Below are 17,660 nucleotides of genomic sequence, written 5' to 3' on the forward strand. Positions count from 1 at the left end.
GACATGGGCAAGGAGACGGAACCGCGTTATGCGATCGGGATCGATTTCGGAACCGCATCGGGGCGGGCGGTGCTTGTTGATGCGGCGGACGGACGGGAGCTGGCCTGGCATGCGACCCCTTATCCGCACGGTGTAATGGAGGAGGAACTCATCGGCTGCGGTATCCGGCTTGGCCCGGAGTGGGCGCTCCAACACCCCGGCGATTACGTGGAGGTGCTGCGGCGGTCCGTACCGGAGGTGCTGCGCGCAGCGGGCGTTTCCCCCGGGCAAGTGATCGGCATCGGCGTCGATTTCACCTCCTGCACGATGCTGCCGGTGGATGAAGCGGGAACCCCGCTGTTCTTAAAAGAAGGATTCCGCCGCGAGCCGCACGCATACGTCAAACTGTGGAAGCATCACGCCGCCCAGGAGGAGGCGGACCTGATCAACGCCGTGGCGGCAACGCGTGGCGAAGCTTTTCTCAGCCGCTATGGCGGAAAAATCTCCTCCGAGTGGATGTTCCCCAAAGTGCTGCAAGTGCTGCGTGAAGCTCCTGAGGTGTACGCTGCGGCGGATCGTTTCGTCGAAGCGGCGGACTGGATCGTGTTCTGGATGACCGGGGAGCTGAAGCGCAGCAGCGGCTGTGCCGGCTATAAAGCGCTGTGGCACTCCGGGGAGGGATACCCCTCCGCCGCGTTTTGCCGGGCGCTTGATCCGCGGTTCGAAAGCTTCGCGGAGACCAAGCTGCGCGGGGAGATCGCGAAGCTGGATGGGGCCGCGGGCCGGTTGACGGCCGAGGCGGCGGCCGTGATGGGGCTGCGCCCCGGCATCGCCGTCGCTCCGGGGATGATCGACGCCCATGCGGCCGTCCCCGGCGTCGGCGCTACGAAGCCGGGGCAGATGGTGCTGTCTATGGGAACGTCGCTCTGCCACCTTTTGCTCAGCGGCAAGGAGGTGGCGGTAGAAGGGATTTGCGGCGTGGCCAGGGACGGTATTATCCCCGGACTGTACGCTTATGAGGCCGGGCAGGCGGCGGTCGGCGATTTGTTTGGCTGGTACGTGCAGCAGGCTGTGCCGGCGTATGCCGAACAGGCCGCTGCACGCGAAGGCCTGACGGTACACGAATGGCTGGAGCGGCGGGCAAGCCGGCTGCGGCCGGGGGAACACGGACTGGCGGCGCTCGATTGGTGGAACGGCAACCGCTCCGTTCTCGTCAATGCCCATCTCAGCGGCTTGATCATGGGCTTGACGCTGCAAACGAAACCGGAGGAAATTTACCGCGCGTTGCTTGAAGCGACCGCTTTCGGCACCCGCAAAGTGATCGAAACCTTTGAGGCGGCGGGCGTGGAGGTGCGCGAGCTGTTTGCCTGCGGCGGCTTGCCCGGGAAAAACCGGCTGCTGATGCAAATATTCGCCGATGTTACCGGCCGCGAAATCAAGATCGCCGCTTCCGCGCAGACGCCTGCGCTCGGCGCGGCGATGCTCGGCGCGGTAGCCGCAGGTTCGCGCTGCGGCGGTTACGATCGTATCGAGGAAGCGGCGGGGCGTATGGCCCGGGTGCAGGAGGCGGCCTATCGCCCGAACCCGGCGCACAAGGCGGTGTATGACCTGTTATACAGGGAGTACACCGAGCTGCACGATCTGTTCGGGCGCGGAGGCAGCGAGGCGATGGCGCGGCTGAAGCGGCTGCAGCGGACGGCCGCGGCGGCAGGAGAACAGCGCGATCCCGAGCTGCCCGGGATGGACGGCGGCCGCGCCAAAGGAAGCGAACGCCGGTGATGGCGGGCGACATCAGGCGTTTCGAGCGGGATAAGCAGGTGTATCCGGCTGCCGTTCGCAAGGGCTTGGAGCATTTGTTTGCGGGCTGTCTATCCGCTCTGCCGGCCGGCAGGTACGAACTGGAAGGGGAGCGGATGTATGCGCTGGTGCAGGAATATGTTACCCGCCCGGCAGCCTCGCTGAGCTTCGAGTCCCACGAGACGTACGTAGACATCCAATTCATCGTCAGCGGGGAAGAGCGGATCGGATGGACGATGGATGGCGGCCGCCTGAACATGATTGAGGATCGGCTGCCCGGGGAGGACATCCGGTTTTACGAATCCGCCGCTGCCGGGAGCGTAAGCGAGCTGCTGCTTGGGCCGGGGCAGTTCGCGGTGTTTTTCCCTTCCGAGCTGCATCGCCCTTGCGGTTATATCCACGAAGAGAGTCCAGTCCGCAAAATCGTGATCAAAATTCACCTGGAGCAGTTCCGTTAATAGGGGAACGGATTTGGCCGTACGAGTACGACAATCGGAGCTACCTAGCGGATTCCAATGGTGCAGCCTAGCGTCGCCGTTGAATCATGCAGGCGGCGCGCCGCCCGCTCCGGCCGGGCCGTAGCAAGCGCCGCGCCGATCGCCCCCGTTCGGGCGCTGCAACCGCCCGCTGCAACCGCCCGCTGCTGCCGCTTCCGATCGCCGCCGGCAAGCGTTGGCGCTGTCACCCCACGTATTTGGCGAGCGAAATCAGCGCCGTCATCGTCACGATATTCAATAAGGTGGAGATAAGCACGGTTTGCGAGGCGAAATCGGGTTCATTGTCGTATTCCTCGGCCAAAATGGTGCTGTTCACGCCGGTCGGCATGCCGGAGGCGAGCAGCAGCGCCTGGGCCGGAACGCCTTTCAGCCCCAGCAGCAGAATTAAACCAAAGCCAATCGCCGGGCCGATCAGCAGGCGCAGGGCGACGCTGACATACACGTCGAACCGGTCGAGCCGCAGCGGGTATTTAACGATTTGCGCTCCAAGCGTCAGCAGGGCGACGGCGACCATGGAGTCGGCGATATACCCCATCGGCTTCGAGACAAAGTACGGCAAGGGCAAATTCAGGACGTGCAAAGCCATGCCCAGCACGAGAGCGTAAGGCACGGGCATCTTCAAAAATCCGATCAGGGCGGCTTTCAGCGTGCCGCCGGATTTGGCCCGCTGCACGGACATCACGCCGTATGTGAAGGTGACCAGGCTTTGAAACGTCATCACCAGCGCCTGCACCGACGCGGCAAGCGGGTCGCCCTTGAATGCCAATTGATTGATCGGCAGCCCGTAGTTTCCGGAATTGTCGAGGATAAGGCTGTTCGTGAACGCGGCCCGCAGCCCGCGGCGGAACTTGAGGGTGCGGCTGACCAGCATGCTGATTCCCCATAACAACAACACATATAATACGTAAAAACCGGTGACGCTGCCGAGCAGCTCCGCGGACATTTGGGATTGGTACATGCTTAGAAACACCACCGCCGGGGTGATGAAATAAAAATTGATTTTGGACAAGGTGTACAAATCGAGCCGGAACGCGCGCTGCATCAGGCAGCCAAGTCCGATCAGCACGAAAATGGGGAGGACGACCTCCAAAATGATATCGCCGATCATCGCGGTGTTCTTCACTTCTTTCGGTAAGAGATGTTATTCTAGCAAAAGGACAACCGATTGTTATTATATCATGCCCCCCGGTTTCGAAGGCGATCGGATTTGAGCAAGCGGAAAGGATGATGCTGGCATGCACAAGCCTCAGGAGCGAAAGAACCGGATTGTAGAGGAGGTGGAACGGATTGCCGCTCTGGAAATGAAGATGACGGTGTTCAACAACGAACGGTCGTTATCGCATCTTGAAACAAAACTGACGGCGACGAAAATGGGCGGCGCAACCCTGCTGATGGACCGTCAGTCGCCCCAGTCGAGTTATTATAATCGCGTCATCGGGTTCGGACCGGCCGAAGCGGAGCGGCTGCCGGACATCCTGCGGCATTACGGCGCGGCAAATATCGTGCCCTGCTTCGATATGACGCCGGACAAGCAAAGCGGCGCAGTCGCGGAGGCCTTATCGTCGCAGGGCTTTGTTCCGAGGCTGCAGCTTGTTTTTCTTAAGCGGGAGCTGGAACCCGAAACCGGCCCCGGTCCCCGGAATCAGGGAGAAACGGGAGTTCCCGCGCTATCCGTTCGCCGGGTCGCCACGCCGGAGGAGGCAAAGCGGTTTATCGCGCTGATCGGCCGCTCGAACGGCGGCGCGGTCAAGCTGGACGAGCAGGGGATTGAGCGGAAATGCCGCTACTTTTGCCGGGACGACTTTCAAAATTTCGTGGCCTATGCGGACGAGGACCCGGCCGCGATGGGCTCCCTGTTTATCCGCGGCGAGGAAGGATACGTAGCCAACGATTTTACGTTCCCGGATTACAGGGGGCAAGGCTTGCAGACGGCGCTGATCCGGCATCGCCTTCAGGCTGCCGCGGCGCTGGGATTAAAAAGGGTTTACGTTGACGTGGAATTCGGCACGGCCAGCCATCGGAATATGCTGAAAGCAGGGTTTGAACAGGTGTATATGAACACGTTTTGGATGAAGTCGGCGATAGAGGAATAACGAACGCCTGGTTGTGATATTTGTCTCATCTTCTCGCGGAAATCCTTGCTACAATTCGGGTTAAAGGATGGCGGGGAGGTGAGCTTAGATGGCGGTATGGAAATGCGAAGCTTGCGGGGAAACGAAGGAAGGGCGCTGCAAGCCGCAAAAATGCCCTAAATGCGAAGCGAAAGGCCAATTCGTCAAATTGGAAGCCCAGTAAGTAATCCCAAAACATCATACAAAGCGTTGGACAGGCCCCGTAGCGCTCCGAAGAAATGCGGATGCGAGACAGGGCCTATTTGCCGTTTAAGCGGCGCGGATATCTGATCAGAAGCTGGCCGAGCACCTCGGACAACACCAGTCCGATGGCGATCGAACCCGAGATCAAGAAAGCCTGGGCGGCAAACTGGACGGCCAGGTTGTACTCGTTCTCCACGAATTTGCGCATGGCATCGTAGGCGAGGCCGCCGGGTACGAGCGGAATGATTCCCGCGACGCTGAAGATGATGACGGGCTTCTTGTAATATCTGGCAAAAAGGCGGCTAATCACGCCGACGATAAACGTGGCCGCGACGGTGGAGAAAACGGCGTCCGCCCTCTGCTCGAGCAGCACATAGGCGATCCAGCCGATCATGCCGGAGAAACCGCACTGCAGCAGGGTGCGCCCCGGGGCATTAAACAAAATGCCGAAGGCCGCCGAGGCGATAAAGCTGGTAAGCAGTTGAACGATCAAGTTCATAGGTTTAAAATTCCCTCCGATGCGTCACGACATTTGGTCCGGTAAACAACAATTTGCTGCCGTCAAAACAACGTAAACATCACCGCGATGCCCGTACCGATGGCGAAGGCGGTAAGAAAGGCTTCGGCCCCGCGAGACAAGCCGGAAACGAGGTGGCCGGCCATTAAATCCCGGACGGCGTTGGTGATCAACAGGCCGGGAACAAGCGGCATGACGGAGCCGATGATGATTTTGTCGAGCTCGCGGCCCAAGCCGAGCGATACGAGGAGCGCCGCCAGCAAGCCGATCAGCAGCGAAGCCGTGAATTCGGCAAAAAATTTTACTTTGACCAAGCGGTGAAAAAGAAGAAAAGCCGCAAACCCGGAGCCGCCGCACAGTACCCCGGGGATGAAATCGGGCAGCCCGCCCCGAAACATCAAGGTGAAGCAGCCGCTGGCCACTGCGGCGGCGGCGATTTGCAGCGCCACCGGATAGGCGTTCGTGCCCGCCTCGATTTCCAGGAGCCGGGCGCGGGCCTCGGAGCAGGTCAGCTCTCCGCCGGCCAGCTTTCGCGATACATCGTTGACATCGGCGACCTTTTGCAGATCCGTCGTGCGTTCGACGATCCGGATCAGTTTGGCCGATTCCGTATCGCCGGATTGAAACACGATTCCCGTCGGCGTTACATAACTGTGCGATCCGGGCAGTCCCAGCGCGCTGGCCATCCGGTTCATCGTATCTTCCACGCGGTAGGTCTCCGCCCCGCTCTGCAGCATGATTTTTCCCGCCAAAAGGCATACCTGAACAGAATCCTGCGGCAACTCCGCAGCCTCATTCAACTCCGTAGTCTCATTCATCCGTTTTCACCCTTTCGTCTCGGCGATCTCCAGAGCCATTATAGCACGCAGTCTATCAAGCCGGAATACGGGCCGTGTTGTCGAAATATGACGAAATTTAGGAGGAAAGATGATCTTTTTCATCTATATCTGTGCTATGCTAGCATTATGAATCATCGATTTGCCTGCACTTCCATCAGAGAGGTACCTTCATGATGCTGCACAGTTTACTATCCAATTTTGCCTTGCTTACGGCTTTTATTTATTTCGGTTATATGATTCAAAGCAGGTTTTTGTCCAAAAAACAAAGCACGCCGTGGACCCGAGCGTTCCTTGGATTGATGCTGGGGTTGTTCGGCGTCGTTCTGATGTATTATACCTTTCCCATCGGCACGCAAACGGTTGCCGATTTCCGGCAGCTGCCCGTTCTGATCGCCGTTTACGCGGGTGGAGGGATCAGCGGGGGCATTTCCGCCCTGATTATTGCGGTCTACCGCCTGTTCTTTTTGCACGGGTTTAGCTTCCGTTCCATGGCCGGCGCCGTGAACGTGCTGATCACGCTGGTGATTGCCCTGTTTTTTCTGCGCGCGCGAAAGCTTTCGCTGAAAAGGTGGCTGCCAGCCTTGATGTTATCCGCCGCCAATACGATGGTTCTCTTTTTGCTGGTGTTAAACATAAGTTCATGGACTGCTATAGTTATGTATACCCTTTTATTTATTGTCGCCGGGATGTTTACGTATTTAATGCTCCAGCATTTGCGCGAAGCGGACGAGTCCGTGAAAATGATGAGGGAGGCCGCTACCCGCGATTTTTTGACCCGTTTGTACAACTCGCGGGCGTTTGAGGCCATGATGGCGCAAAAAGTCGCCTCCTCCAACCGAAACGGCGCCCCCTTTACGCTGCTGTTTGTAGACATCGATTTTTTCAAACAGGTCAACGACAGCTACGGCCATTCGGCGGGAGACGCCGTTTTATTGCAATTTGCCGATGTGCTGCGGGACACGTTCCGGCCGGGCGATCATATTTTTCGCAAGGGCGGCGAAGAGTTCGTCATCCTGGTCGACCAGTGCGACGCGGAGCAGATCGAGAAGATCGGCGAACGGCTGCGCCAAAACGTGGAGGCGCATCCGTTCTTCCTGCCGGGAGGCGGGGAGCTTAGGCTAACGATCTCCGCCGGCAGCGCAACGTATCCCAACGTTCGTCAGGAAGAGCTGATCGACAAGGCGGACCAGGCGCTGTACGAGGCGAAACAAGCGGGCCGCAACCGGCTGTGCCGGGCGATTTATTAAGCATACGGCGCCAGCGCCCGGCATTGTCAGGGGGATTCCGCAATTTACCGCTAATCCTCATCTCCGTCGTACCCGTTTAACAAATCGGTGCCGTGCATTGCGTCCGGATCGGGTGCGACCGGATCAACCGGGCTGTCCTTCTGGATAGCGTCGGCGTCAGGCACATCGGTCAGCTCGCCGAACAGCAGATCGGGAAGGCTGTCGATATCGTTTTGGCCGTCCTCGCCCGTATTTTCGCTGATGCCCTGGGTTACACGCGTATCGTGGTGCAGCAGATCATCATCGGGAATATCGTTTTCCGGGCGGTCGTCGGCTAACAGTTCGTATCTTTCATATACAAAATCCGCCTTGGTTTTATCGTGTTTTGGAGCCATGAACAAGTCCCTCCTAATGAATTCGCGATTATGTTGAGTTTGCCCCAAAATCCTGTGTTCCTCTCGCTTTCAGGGAAACTTCCACTTGAAAAATCTGGATCGCCTTACGTCTTTTAATGAGAACGTATGTTTGGTATACTAAGAATTGACGATATTCAAAAGTGATTGGCAAAAATGAATGCAGAAATGAGGATTTACCTAGAAATCGGTGCTTGACTGTTGGGTGCTGGTATGGCGAATCCTCGGCCTTCAAATAGCGGCACTTTATGTACTTATTATCCGGAACCAGCCATGTTCATTCCCATTAGGGGCACTTTTTGTCCTTATTTTCCTATGGATGGTCCAGAATATGGGCATTTCCTTGTGATTCGAGATAATAGCGACAAAAATTTCCTCTATTTCTCTCGAATGGACGGTTATCGCCAGAATAACGTGCGTTTTTGCCCTTATTTTTTTTCGGTGGAGCTTTAATGTAAGGAGGGAAGGGGATGTCCGAAACCCGGTATGAACATATTCAGACGAAGACGACGTTAAACCGCGTCAAGGAGGAGGCGATGCCCTTCGAATGGTCGATTAATCCGTACCGCGGCTGCGGCCATGGATGCAGCTTCTGTTATGCCAGAGCGTTCCAGACGTTTCTCGGGAGGAGCGCGGAGGACGAATTCCAATTTCATATTTCGGTCAAGGAAAATGCGGCGGAGGCGCTGGAACGGCAGCTAACGGCTTTGGCCCGTAAGTTCGCCTACGACATTGAGGCCGTTAGCCGGCATGTCGGGCAGGTGGCGATCGGCACGGCCACCGACCCGTATCAGCCTGTCGAAGCCAAGGAACAGATCACCCGGGAGTGCCTGAAAGTATTGGCCAAATACCGGATTCATACCAGCGTGACGACGCGTTCTCCGCTGGTGATGCGGGACATCGATATTTTGCGCAAAATGCCTGGCGTTTCGGTGAACATCAGCGTCAATACGCTGGACGCCGAGCTGATCCGCAAGCTGGAGCCGGCTTCGCCTCATCCCGGCAAACGTCTCGCCACCGTGAAATATTTGGCGGAGCACGGTATTCCTGTCGGCATATTCGCCGCACCGGTCCTTCCGTTTCTGACCGATTCGGAGGAAGGTTTGGACAACCTGCTCCGGTCGGCCAAGGAGCATGGCGCCGGGTTTGCCATGATCTCCTTGCTTAGGCTTTCGCCGGACGTGAAAGCCTGGTACTTCCGGACGCTGCAGCAGCATGATCCCAAGCTGGTATCCCGCTACCGTGCGCTTTACGCCGGGGCCTACGCGGAGCCATGGTATACGGACCGTTTTAAGCAGATGGCGCGCGCCCTTTTGGCCAAACACGGACTAGACGGTTCGGAAACGCGCGGGGCCCAGGCTTCATCCGGCATCGGCACGGAGGTCCCGGCCTCGCGGCCGGGGGCCGTCCCGCAGCCGGCCTGCACCGTATCCGAGCGGGAAATTACCCCGGAGGTCGAGCAGCTTTCTTTTCCGTTTTAAGACTGTAAAGGGGTCTTATTTGCAGCCATAGAGATATGGTAAAATTGCTGTAGGAGGAAATCCACTAATGATGAACCGCCTCAAGCCACTTAATGATGTTTGACCAAATATCGGCTGTAGCAGGGTTGACGGTAAATGAACTTGTAAAATTGCTTGATCAATAATTTTCATGACAATGGCGGATTTGTGACCTCTTTACTTGTTATAAAATTCGGCCACACTCTTACCGCAGGCACTGCCTGCGGTTTTTCGCGTTGCAGCGATAGCTCCTATAGTTCACGGCACTTATTCCTCGTCCAACGGTTATTCGTCAAACGCCGATTTCTAAAGTTGAGCCCAAAATTTCTGGCTCAAAACCGAGATCAGTCCTTGACAAAATAAATTATAGCGTTCGTGTCTTGGTATCCCTGCACGCTGCTTAGCACGATTATCCCTTTGGTTCAGAGGGTAGAGGGTGGGGGCTAATCACGGACCTTTCATTTTTTCCGGTGTCTTGCCCTTCCGGATCAAACGGGATATTCGTGCAAAGCGTCCGGAAAGTGGATATTGATCTGCCGACCAACCCACCGCCCTTCCCTGTCAAGTGCTGATTATTAGGTTGAGCCAAATTTTTCTTTCATTTTTTTGCACCTATTCATAGCTAAAACTTCATGTAAACGTTAAAATAACTGTGGTGCATAAAGCTTAAAAAAATTTCTCTACATTTCCATAAAATTGGAGGTTTTAATAGGGATTGTAGCGAAATGTACAAGGTAGCTCGTTTTATCTTAAGTGCAGAGGTGCTGTAATGAAGTCTTGGATCAAAGGCGTGGCTGTTTTTTTCGTGCTGCTTCTGGCGGCTTTTTGTGTCTTTCTATTTAATAGTTCAAGCGATTCGGGATCGGATGTTATCAAAATAGATCGCTGGCAAATTGCCTGGACTGACCGCTTAGATCCGCAGATGAGCATTGAGCAGCTTGAGGCGCTTGATGGTTGGATCGATGTGAAAGCGGGCGAGAAGATTCCGTTGAAGCCAAACGCGGAGATGGCCCAATGGATCAAGATCCAGCTTCCCGAATTAACCGACAATTCCCTGGTTGTTCTAATCGATAAAATATACGGTAGGCACATTGTAGTTGATATGGATGGAGTTCAAGTTTACGAAACCCAGCGAAAATTCAACTATAACCTAAATAGCGTCCTGTTCCCGATCACCGCTGAAAATTCCGGGCAAACAGTCTATATTGGAGTATCGTCAGCTACCAACAAAATTGGCGTTTTCGATGATATCAAAATCGGTCATTATCAGGGATTGATGAAGGACTTTGTCAGAGGCAACATTGCGGATTTGATTGTGGGCAGTACGCTTATGTTTATCGCCGTAATTATGCTCGTTTGTTCTCTTTTTTTGAAATATGTAAATATGTCGATGTGGTTTTCGCTCTGCGCGGTCATTTTATCTAGCGGGCTGCTCGTGCTTACGTATTCACCGTTTGTAAATTGGCTTTTCGACTATACGACAGCGGGCTCATTATTGTTGATGCTGTTTGACATATCGTTGTTTACCATGCTTCCCTCGGTGATCTTTTTCTTTGAAAAAATATTCGGTCCCGGGTACCGTGGCCTCATTCGACATACTCGGAAGTTTTTAGTCGCTTACTTTATTTTTTGTTTCCTTGTGATGCTTGTCAATGAGATGTCGTCTAATCATTTTTACACGATCTACTCCGTGGTTACCGTTCAATTAGTCGGATACATCATGATTGCAGAGTTTATTATTTTGGCCTGCACCTCAACGATCTATATCATGAATCGGAACAAAGAGGCGGTTGTTTTTTTCGCCGGATTTATTACTTTTGCGCTGATCTGCGTTGGGGACCTGTTACAGTATTATTATAACGGCGGGTATTATAAACTTTCTTTATGGAAATGGGGAGTCGTCTGCTTCCTCGTCTCACTGGTTATTATTTTGGGCAGAAGAATTGCCGCCAATCATGAGCAAGTGGTTGAGTACTCCAAGCAGTTGGAGATGTTTAACAATGAGCTGCAGCGTTCGGAGAAAATGGAGATCATTAGCGAACTGGCAGCTTCCGTAGCCCATGAGGTTCGCAACCCGCTGCAAGTTACTCGCGGATTTCTGCAGCTGCTGGCCGAGAAACAGCAAAACTCAGATAAAGTTTATTTAAGCATGGCCTTGGAAGAATTGGATCGTGCGTCGGGGATTATTACGGACTTTCTGACTTTTGCCAAGCCTGAAGCCGGGAAGGTGACGGCCCTGAATGTGCTTGATGAATTTATCCATATCGAAGGAATATTAATTCCGCTCGCCAACCTTCAAGGCGGCAAAATCTCCGTTCATATTCCCAAAAATCTCTATGTTCGGGGAAACTCCTCAAAATTTAAGCAGGCGTTCATTAATATTATTAAAAATAGTATCGAAGCGCTTAATGGGGAGGGCGAGATTCTGATTTGGGGTTATGAGGAAGAGAACAGCATCGTGATTCATATTAAGGACAACGGGGAAGGGATGGACAATGAGGTGTTGGCTCGGCTAGGAGAGCCTTATTTCTCCAACAAAACCAAAGGGACCGGATTGGGGCTGATGGTTACGTTCCGGATTATCGAGGTGATGAACGGCGAAATACACTTTACAAGTGAGAGAGGGGCAGGAACGGAAGTTGTTATCCGGTTTCCCTCCGTAAATCAAGAGGAACAATCTAACGGATAAGCGTTTCCGCTCCCTGTCCGTTTTGGTGTTAACTGCCCGACGTCGCTGAGTCTGGCTTATTAACTATCCCCAACTTCCAAGCGGTTTAATCTCGCTTTTCACTACATTTGCCGGATTGGGCGGCAGCACCACGTAAAATTCGTCAGAACTTTCTTCGACGGTTTTAATTTTGATATGATCCGGGAGAATTACGCCGAGTGCCTCCTGAATAGCGGCTTTCGGGTCGGCGAGCAGCTTCGCCTTAAAGCTGGGGTCCTGCCATGCTTTCTCAATAACTTGCGATTGAAGGAGAGCTCCTGTTGTCATAAGATCACCCTTTCCTGAAAAATAGGTTAATATTTCCTCTTTACTATACCATGGAACTCGGCAAAGTGCTAGGTAAGCGACTTGTTTTTCGACAGCCAATACTCCAGTCCGCCATGAATCAACAAATTTCGCTGCTCCCGTAGATCTTGCGCCCCTTGTTTGAGGCTTTGCCGGAGATATTCGTGAAACTCCCGCAAATGCGTAAGGTCGGGGGCGGCGGTGGCCAGGGCCGCAGTGTGTTGATCCGTGCGTTCCGCATAGGTGAGCAGGATGTCCCGCACGTACAACGCCTCTCTGATCTCCTCCGGCGTAGGCCGGCGGTCATTAGTGATCTGCAGCTCCCGCTGGACGGCGGAGATCAGGCAATTGTAGCTGCCTTCCCTTAAATCCTTCTCCCAATCCTCCCAATCGTCGAGCATTTGCAGGGTGACCAGTACCGTATCCACCGCCGCTTCTAAAGCGGGAATCCGCGTTTCCCGCCCGGTCAGCAGCAGCGCCCCAGCAACGGACAGTTTGACCGGAGCGGCCTTGTGAGCCACCCGTACCGGGTCCTCTTGGAAAAAATCACTTTCGTTCTCAAACGCGACCGCTTCCGCCCACTCCGCCGCGTATTTGCGGAAATAGCCCCAGAATGGAGAAGCGGCGGGAAAATAGCTGCCGTAAATATGTAAAAATTCAAGCTGAATCAGATTCGCCAACGGCAGTTTCCGTTTATCCGCGGCTTCCGGATCGTCCATTACTTCATCGATCAAATGGTAATACATCATGACGAAAATCATGGCGACGGTTAAGCGCCGGCTGTCCTCCGTTTTGGTGCCGGCAGCCTCCTGCAGCCAAAACGGCAGCAAGTAGCATATGTAGTTTTGGGAAACGCCCCTTTTAAGCGCGTGAAACCTGTCAAGGTAGGCGGCAGCTTGTCCCCGGAAGGCTTCAGGCATTCCCGATAAAATCTTTTCCGCGTCGCTGAAAGCTGTTTCCAGCTCTTTTTCAAAACTAGTAAACCAGTTCAAGAATACGACCTCCCCCATAAATTAGGAAACCTGTAATCATTATATAATGAGAGGCCGTGCTTGTTCCAATTCGCCAGAGACAGCGTCTGTCCCCGGTATAGTCGCCGTCAAGGTGCGGGGCATCCGCAACCATGATGAAGAATTGGGAGCCGGCCGAATCGGGAATTCGCCCTTAATGCCGTAGCCCGGACCGCCGGTACCATTGCCATCCGGGTCGCCGCCCTGAATCATGAAGTCCGGAATGACGCGGTGGAAGGTGGTTCCGTCGTAAAATCCGCTTTTCACCAGCGAAATAAAGTTATTTACGGTATTCGGAGCCACCTAAATTTTACATGTTCTATTCTTTATTTATAGCATTTGATGAATTCCGATAAAAATCAGCAGCAGGCCGGAGATGACGGTGGCGTAGTCGCCGAGTTTTTCCGCGGCGTATTTCTCGCCGAATCCGGAGCATAACGCCAGCAATAGGAAGCTGAAAATGCCGACCGACAGCGAGGTGTACCAAATATTCAGGCTCGTGATTCCGGCGTTAAATCCGCCCGCCAACGCGTTCATGGCTAAAGCGATCCCCAGCACGATCGATTCCCCCAGGCTGATCGATTTGGAACTGTCTGTATCGGCTTCCTCGGGATTGCGCAGCAGCCGGGTAAGCGAATTTGCTCCGTTTGCCGGGGGCAACGGTTTTTTCTCGATGAACGGCTGCAGCAGTACCCATACTCCGACCCCCACGATGACGAGCGTTCCCAGTATTTGCCCGATCCAGGGGTGAAACCACAGGGAGAGCCAACTGCCGAACAGCCCCGATACTAGAGTGGCCAGAAAAGAAATGAAGGAGATGGCCAAATTGGAATACCAGGGAATGTGGATTTTCCGCACCCCATAAGCAATACCGACACCCGCATTATCCAGGTTGGACGCGAGTCCAATGGCGATGACAGCCCACAGACCGTAAGAATCCATGATGTTCGCTCCTTTGCGTTACGTGATGACACAGCATATGCCTAGAAGCGGTTTTTGGTTTCTGGAAGAAGCCGTTATCCTGTCCGCAGAAGACGAAGGGGCGCCGATAAAAGGTTTTCATTATCTTTATAAAGTAGTATAATTGCCACAAAGATAATCCTTAGGGGTGATAAATGTGCTTGAGAATTTGTTGCGTCCTTCTCATTTGCTGCTTTTGGTCATAGCTGCGCTGCTGTTGTTCGGTCCCAGCAAACTACCGGAACTTGGGCGCAGCTTTGGCACGATGTTGAAGGAGTTCAAGAGAGGAGCGCGGGGGGATATCGTTGAGGAGGAGAAAACTCAGGAAATCCAAACCGCGACGGAAACGAATAAACCATCTTAGCATAAAAGAATGAGGCGCCCTCGCGGGCGCTTTTTGTTTGTTCTGGGGGTCATGATTGCCATCAAATAGACAAATTTTTTTCAGCGGGTCAGCTTTGGAAAGTATTGACTTTCATTTTAGGCAAGTGTATAACATCATTATAGGCAATTGTCTAAAAAGGAGATGGATAGCGAATGAGCCGCTTCAAAAAACTGCCTGACACCGAGTTTGAAATCATGAAGGTCGCTTGGGCCAATGAACCCCCGATTACGACAGCCATGGTCATGGAACAGCTGGGCAACGAACGTGAGTGGAAAGCGCCCACCGTCATTTCCCTCATGATGCGCCTGGTTGAAAAAGGTTTTCTGCGAACGGAGAAAAAAGGCAAGGAACGCACCTATTTCCCGCTTGTAACCAAGGAGGATTATCTCAAGTTTGAAACGGGAAAGTTTATGCAACTTTATCACGAAAACTCTTTCCTTAGCTTTGTAAATGCGCTGTATGACGGAAAACGGCTCAGCGACCGCGATATTGAAGAATTGGTAAATTGGGTAAGAGAACGGGGGAAGTAAAATGCGGGGATTTCTAAGTACCTTGATCGAGTGTTCCATTTCCATGACCGTCCTTATATTTGGCTTTATGGCCGTCACACCGTGGCTGTCGAAAAGATATGCCGCAAAATGGATTTACTATGCTTGGGCGATCATTGTGGCCGGACTTATTTTTCCGCTCAGGTTCCACGCCGGCGCGGCTTTAATCCCGGTGAATATTATTCCCCCCGCCGAGGTTCGTCAAGCCATGCAGGAATATGGACATACGGCGGGCACCCAAGCTTTAATCCCGGCCGGCAAAGAGAGCTTGGGATTGACGGCGGCAAGTTCCTGGGAGCAAGCGGCGAGAGGCTTATGGCTGGCTGGGGTTGTTATATTCGCCGCTTATTATGGCCTGAAGCATTATCGTTTTCTCAAGCTGGTCAAACGGTGGAGACAACCCGCAGATCCGCAAATGTATGAAATATTGTTGAACATTAAAAGCGATCTCGGCATAACCAAACAGGTCGGATTGCATATCGTCCCCTGCGTGACCAGCCCGATGCTCACCGGTTTCGTAAACCCGGCTTTATTACTGCCCGCACAGCATTTCTCCGCCGATGAATTGCCGTATATCTTCAAGCATGAGCTTATTCATTTTAAACGAAAAGATCTTTGGTATAAAAGCCTGGTATTTGTCGCGGCGGCGATGCACTGGTTTAACCCCGCGGTGTATCTGATGGCCAAGTCGATTGCCAAGCAATGCGAGATTTCCTGCGATGCGGAGGTGGTGAAAGGGGCGGATGATGCCGCAAGGCAGCAATACAGCGAGACGATCCTTCGGGTAATCAGGAATCAATCCAAGCTGCAAACGATGTTTTCCACCAATTTTCACGGAGGTTTAAAAGAGATGAAGCAGCGAATTTTCAGCATTATGGATATAGCCAAGAAAAAGAACGGAATCGTTGTCCTTGGTCTTATCCTCTTAGGAACAATAGGCTCGGGGATAGCCTTTCCGGCCAATCAAGAAGCGGCCGCCGGATCGTATGCTGAAGAAGCCGTTGCATCGGTCCGGGAGCAAGCGGGCACGGCGAACTGGATGGACAGTGAAGAGACCGCGCAGAGTTATGCCGTATATGAAAAGTATGGTTTAACCTTTGATAAAAAAATGCACCGTTTTTATTACCACGGCAAATTAGTCCGTTCTTTTGCGGATGAACTGGACGGGAACGGGACTTACCGTTTTTTCACCTTTCCCGACGGCGCGATCGATTTAGAGGCTGTGCGGAATGCCGATGGCCGCATCGAAAAATTGGTTGAAATCTCGGATAAAAATTGAGATATACCGGGGGCGGTTAAATTGTTTAAGGGGAAATACGCATGGGGGATATTGATCATCTTTGCACTGCTTCTCGGAGGGTGCGCAGGCAGTCCGCCAGCGGCTCCAAATAAACCGAAATCGTTGAAAGTGATGTACTATAGCGAGGAATATTTCAATCAGCAATATGGCGACGTGTTTAGAGCGAAATATCCCGATATAGAAATTGAAGTTTTGGACTACAGCCATATAGACTACGCTTCCGAAGACGATGTGGACAAAGCGGAAATCGAATTTATAAAGCGGGAGCAGCCGGATGTTCTGTTGTTGGAGGCGGAGCAATATGAGCGGTATATCGAAGAAGGACTGCTCATGGAATTGGACACGTTTATCCATAAAGACAATTATGATTTGCAAAGTATCTATCCCGCGATTATCGAATTGCTGCAAGAGAAAGGGAACGGAAAAATTTACGGGCTAAGCCCCCGGTTTTACGAAACGGCGGTTTTTTACAATAAAACCTTGTTTGAAAAATACGGAATAACACCCCCTCAGGATAAAATGACTTGGGCCGAACTGATTGAGCTGGCCAAGCGGTTTCCGCAGTACGATAGCAATGGGGGAAGATTATACGGATTTGGCTTAAAGGACGGCCTGTCCGTCGACATTTTGGCTGATCGTATCGCTTTAACACAAGGACTGCGCGTTGTTAACTCTAAAGATATGAAAGTCACGATAAATTCGGATGCTTGGCGGGAAGTTTTGCAGCTTGCGCTGGATGCTTGCGCCTCTAAAAACGTTTATATTCCGCCGGATGAGCGGACAGGCAGTACATATCGCGATTATTTAATGAACGATCCGTTTATAAACGGTTCTATGGCGATGACGGTGGATGATTTGCTTTTGCTCCAGGATCTTGAAAATGCGCAGGGCAGGAATCGGGACTATGCCGCATTTTCATTGGGAGCGGCGGCCGGGCCGGTCGATTCGCACGCACGCGATCTATCCAATGACATACAGCTTAAAGAGATATGGTCCATTAGAAACGGATCGCCTAATGCGGAAACGGCATGGGAGTTTATCAAATACGTGAATAGCGACGATTACGCGAGAGTGAAGGGGAAGACCATGGACGGTTTTATTTTGTCCAGAAGGGGGCATTATGAAGACCTCGGAATTGACCTTAACGCTTTTTATTCACTAAGACCCAATATTGCAAACCATAGCATGGAAGACAATATTCCGGACAAATTTTATCCATCGTTCGAAGAACTGATGCAAAGAGAACTGCAAAAGGTTGCGGAAAACCAAGTTTCCTTGGACGAAGCTATCAAGCAAATTCAGACAGCGGGGCAATTTATATTGGATGATCTTTTGAAGAAAAAATAAACGGGCGGCCGGCCT

The 17,660-nt window shown here is 52.9% G+C and carries 19 protein-coding genes and 1 pseudogene; 11 read left to right on the forward strand and 9 right to left on the reverse strand.

Annotated features, from left to right (window positions below; translation table 11 throughout):
• The first annotated feature begins 3 nt into the window (after positions 1 to 3).
• Positions 4 to 1,758, forward strand: coding sequence for a ribulokinase (locus tag NYE74_RS30765; protein WP_340930356.1), 1,755 nt, complete (start codon positions 4 to 6; stop codon positions 1,756 to 1,758).
• Entirely contained in the window at positions 1,758 to 2,234 is a 477-nt protein-coding gene (locus tag NYE74_RS30770; RefSeq protein WP_340926105.1) for a YhcH/YjgK/YiaL family protein, read from the forward strand. Before NYE74_RS30765 ends, NYE74_RS30770 begins: the two co-directional genes overlap by 1 nt.
• 44 nt (positions 2,235 to 2,278) lie before the next feature.
• Here the strand turns inward: NYE74_RS30770 and NYE74_RS30775 are convergent, their stop codons facing one another.
• Both NYE74_RS30775 and NYE74_RS30780 read right to left on the reverse strand, forming a co-directional pair.
• Positions 2,279 to 2,461, reverse strand: coding sequence for a hypothetical protein (locus tag NYE74_RS30775; RefSeq protein ID WP_340926106.1), 183 nt, complete (start codon positions 2,459 to 2,461; stop codon positions 2,279 to 2,281).
• Entirely contained in the window at positions 2,458 to 3,381 is a 924-nt protein-coding gene (locus NYE74_RS30780) for an AEC family transporter (RefSeq protein WP_340926107.1), read from the reverse strand. Before NYE74_RS30780 ends, NYE74_RS30775 begins: the two co-directional genes overlap by 4 nt.
• A 127-nt stretch (positions 3,382 to 3,508) precedes the next feature.
• Here NYE74_RS30780 and NYE74_RS30785 point away from each other — a divergent pair, with 127 nt between their 5' ends.
• Positions 3,509 to 4,366, forward strand: coding sequence for a GNAT family N-acetyltransferase (locus NYE74_RS30785; RefSeq protein WP_340926109.1), 858 nt, complete (start codon positions 3,509 to 3,511; stop codon positions 4,364 to 4,366).
• Between the two features lie 88 nt (positions 4,367 to 4,454).
• A complete protein-coding gene (locus tag NYE74_RS30790; protein ID WP_340926110.1) occupies positions 4,455 to 4,568 on the forward strand; it encodes an RCKP-type rubredoxin-like domain-containing protein in 114 nt (37 codons plus the stop codon).
• A 75-nt stretch (positions 4,569 to 4,643) separates the two neighbouring features.
• On the opposite strand, the gene NYE74_RS30795 is transcribed toward NYE74_RS30790, so the two are convergent.
• On the reverse strand, positions 4,644 to 5,087 hold the full coding sequence (locus NYE74_RS30795) for a threonine/serine exporter family protein (protein ID WP_340926112.1): 444 nt from the start codon (positions 5,085 to 5,087) through the stop codon (positions 4,644 to 4,646).
• 62 nt (positions 5,088 to 5,149) lie between these two features.
• Positions 5,150 to 5,923, reverse strand: a complete 774-nt coding sequence (locus NYE74_RS30800) for a threonine/serine exporter family protein (RefSeq protein ID WP_340926113.1) — start codon at positions 5,921 to 5,923, stop codon at positions 5,150 to 5,152.
• A gap of 191 nt (positions 5,924 to 6,114) precedes the next feature.
• Between NYE74_RS30800 and NYE74_RS30805 the strand changes: the two genes are divergently transcribed.
• A complete protein-coding gene (locus tag NYE74_RS30805; RefSeq protein ID WP_326047199.1) occupies positions 6,115 to 7,191 on the forward strand; it encodes a GGDEF domain-containing protein in 1,077 nt (358 codons plus the stop codon).
• Between the two features lie 50 nt (positions 7,192 to 7,241).
• On the opposite strand, the gene NYE74_RS30810 is transcribed toward NYE74_RS30805, so the two are convergent.
• Complete coding sequence (locus tag NYE74_RS30810; RefSeq protein ID WP_326047197.1) at positions 7,242 to 7,565, reverse strand: hypothetical protein; 324 nt, start codon at positions 7,563 to 7,565, stop codon at positions 7,242 to 7,244.
• Positions 7,566 to 8,053: 488 nt separating this feature from the next.
• On the opposite strand from NYE74_RS30810, the gene NYE74_RS30815 reads away from it, so the two are divergent.
• Entirely contained in the window at positions 8,054 to 9,064 is a 1,011-nt protein-coding gene (locus tag NYE74_RS30815) for an SPL family radical SAM protein (protein WP_326047195.1), read from the forward strand.
• Between the two features lie 787 nt (positions 9,065 to 9,851).
• Complete coding sequence (locus tag NYE74_RS30820) at positions 9,852 to 11,771, forward strand: sensor histidine kinase (protein WP_326047193.1); 1,920 nt, start codon at positions 9,852 to 9,854, stop codon at positions 11,769 to 11,771.
• Between the two features lie 63 nt (positions 11,772 to 11,834).
• Here NYE74_RS30820 and NYE74_RS30825 read toward each other — a convergent pair whose 3' ends face one another.
• The 4 genes and pseudogenes from NYE74_RS30825 to ytaF form a co-directional block, all read right to left on the reverse strand.
• Positions 11,835 to 12,077, reverse strand: a complete 243-nt coding sequence (locus NYE74_RS30825) for an NHLP leader peptide family RiPP precursor (protein ID WP_036625332.1) — start codon at positions 12,075 to 12,077, stop codon at positions 11,835 to 11,837.
• A gap of 68 nt (positions 12,078 to 12,145) precedes the next feature.
• Positions 12,146 to 13,087: a hypothetical protein gene (locus tag NYE74_RS30830; RefSeq protein WP_328272077.1), complete on the reverse strand. Its 942-nt coding sequence runs from the start codon at positions 13,085 to 13,087 to the stop codon at positions 12,146 to 12,148.
• A 106-nt stretch (positions 13,088 to 13,193) separates the two neighbouring features.
• A pseudogene (locus tag NYE74_RS30835) lies at positions 13,194 to 13,408 on the reverse strand (peptidylprolyl isomerase); the annotation flags it as partial.
• A 27-nt stretch (positions 13,409 to 13,435) separates the two neighbouring features.
• A complete protein-coding gene (gene ytaF / locus NYE74_RS30840) occupies positions 13,436 to 14,047 on the reverse strand; it encodes a sporulation membrane protein YtaF (protein WP_340926116.1) in 612 nt (203 codons plus the stop codon).
• 175 nt (positions 14,048 to 14,222) lie between these two features.
• Between ytaF and NYE74_RS30845 the strand changes: the two genes are divergently transcribed.
• From NYE74_RS30845 to NYE74_RS30860, 4 genes are all read left to right on the forward strand, one after another.
• Positions 14,223 to 14,429 carry a twin-arginine translocase TatA/TatE family subunit gene (locus NYE74_RS30845; protein WP_326047188.1) on the forward strand — a complete coding sequence of 69 codons (207 nt, stop codon included), beginning with the start codon at positions 14,223 to 14,225 and terminating at the stop codon, positions 14,427 to 14,429.
• 173 nt (positions 14,430 to 14,602) lie between these two features.
• Entirely contained in the window at positions 14,603 to 14,980 is a 378-nt protein-coding gene (locus NYE74_RS30850; protein WP_326047186.1) for a BlaI/MecI/CopY family transcriptional regulator, read from the forward strand.
• Position 14,981: 1 nt separating this feature from the next.
• Positions 14,982 to 16,277 (forward strand): M56 family metallopeptidase, encoded by a 1,296-nt coding sequence (locus NYE74_RS30855; protein ID WP_326047184.1) that lies wholly within the window; start codon positions 14,982 to 14,984, stop codon positions 16,275 to 16,277.
• Between the two features lie 21 nt (positions 16,278 to 16,298).
• Entirely contained in the window at positions 16,299 to 17,645 is a 1,347-nt protein-coding gene (locus tag NYE74_RS30860) for an ABC transporter substrate-binding protein (RefSeq protein ID WP_340926118.1), read from the forward strand.
• The last annotated feature ends 15 nt before the right edge of the window (positions 17,646 to 17,660 follow it).

The sequence above is a fragment of the Paenibacillus sp. FSL P4-0127 genome, from assembly GCF_038007325.1.
Lineage (GTDB): Bacteria > Bacillota > Bacilli > Paenibacillales > Paenibacillaceae > Fontibacillus > Fontibacillus macerans.

Bases quoted from the DNA above. Each gene is read 5' to 3' on its own strand.
- NYE74_RS30765 (WP_340930356.1), top strand. From the start codon at position 4: ATGGGCAAGGAGACGGAACCGCGTTATGCGATCGGGATCGATTTCGGA.
- NYE74_RS30770 (WP_340926105.1), top strand. From the start codon at position 1,758: ATGGCGGGCGACATCAGGCGTTTCGAGCGGGATAAGCAGGTGTATCCG.
- NYE74_RS30780 (WP_340926107.1), bottom strand. From the start codon at position 3,381: ATGATCGGCGATATCATTTTGGAGGTCGTCCTCCCCATTTTCGTGCTG.
- NYE74_RS30785 (WP_340926109.1), top strand. From the start codon at position 3,509: ATGCACAAGCCTCAGGAGCGAAAGAACCGGATTGTAGAGGAGGTGGAA.
- NYE74_RS30790 (WP_340926110.1), top strand. From the start codon at position 4,455: ATGGCGGTATGGAAATGCGAAGCTTGCGGGGAAACGAAGGAAGGGCGC.
- NYE74_RS30795 (WP_340926112.1), bottom strand. From the start codon at position 5,087: ATGAACTTGATCGTTCAACTGCTTACCAGCTTTATCGCCTCGGCGGCC.
- NYE74_RS30800 (WP_340926113.1), bottom strand. From the start codon at position 5,923: ATGAATGAGACTACGGAGTTGAATGAGGCTGCGGAGTTGCCGCAGGAT.
- NYE74_RS30805 (WP_326047199.1), top strand. From the start codon at position 6,115: ATGATGCTGCACAGTTTACTATCCAATTTTGCCTTGCTTACGGCTTTT.
- NYE74_RS30810 (WP_326047197.1), bottom strand. From the start codon at position 7,565: ATGGCTCCAAAACACGATAAAACCAAGGCGGATTTTGTATATGAAAGA.
- NYE74_RS30815 (WP_326047195.1), top strand. From the start codon at position 8,054: ATGTCCGAAACCCGGTATGAACATATTCAGACGAAGACGACGTTAAAC.
- NYE74_RS30820 (WP_326047193.1), top strand. From the start codon at position 9,852: ATGAAGTCTTGGATCAAAGGCGTGGCTGTTTTTTTCGTGCTGCTTCTG.
- NYE74_RS30825 (WP_036625332.1), bottom strand. From the start codon at position 12,077: ATGACAACAGGAGCTCTCCTTCAATCGCAAGTTATTGAGAAAGCATGG.
- ytaF (WP_340926116.1), bottom strand. From the start codon at position 14,047: ATGGATTCTTACGGTCTGTGGGCTGTCATCGCCATTGGACTCGCGTCC.
- NYE74_RS30850 (WP_326047186.1), top strand. From the start codon at position 14,603: ATGAGCCGCTTCAAAAAACTGCCTGACACCGAGTTTGAAATCATGAAG.
- NYE74_RS30855 (WP_326047184.1), top strand. From the start codon at position 14,982: ATGCGGGGATTTCTAAGTACCTTGATCGAGTGTTCCATTTCCATGACC.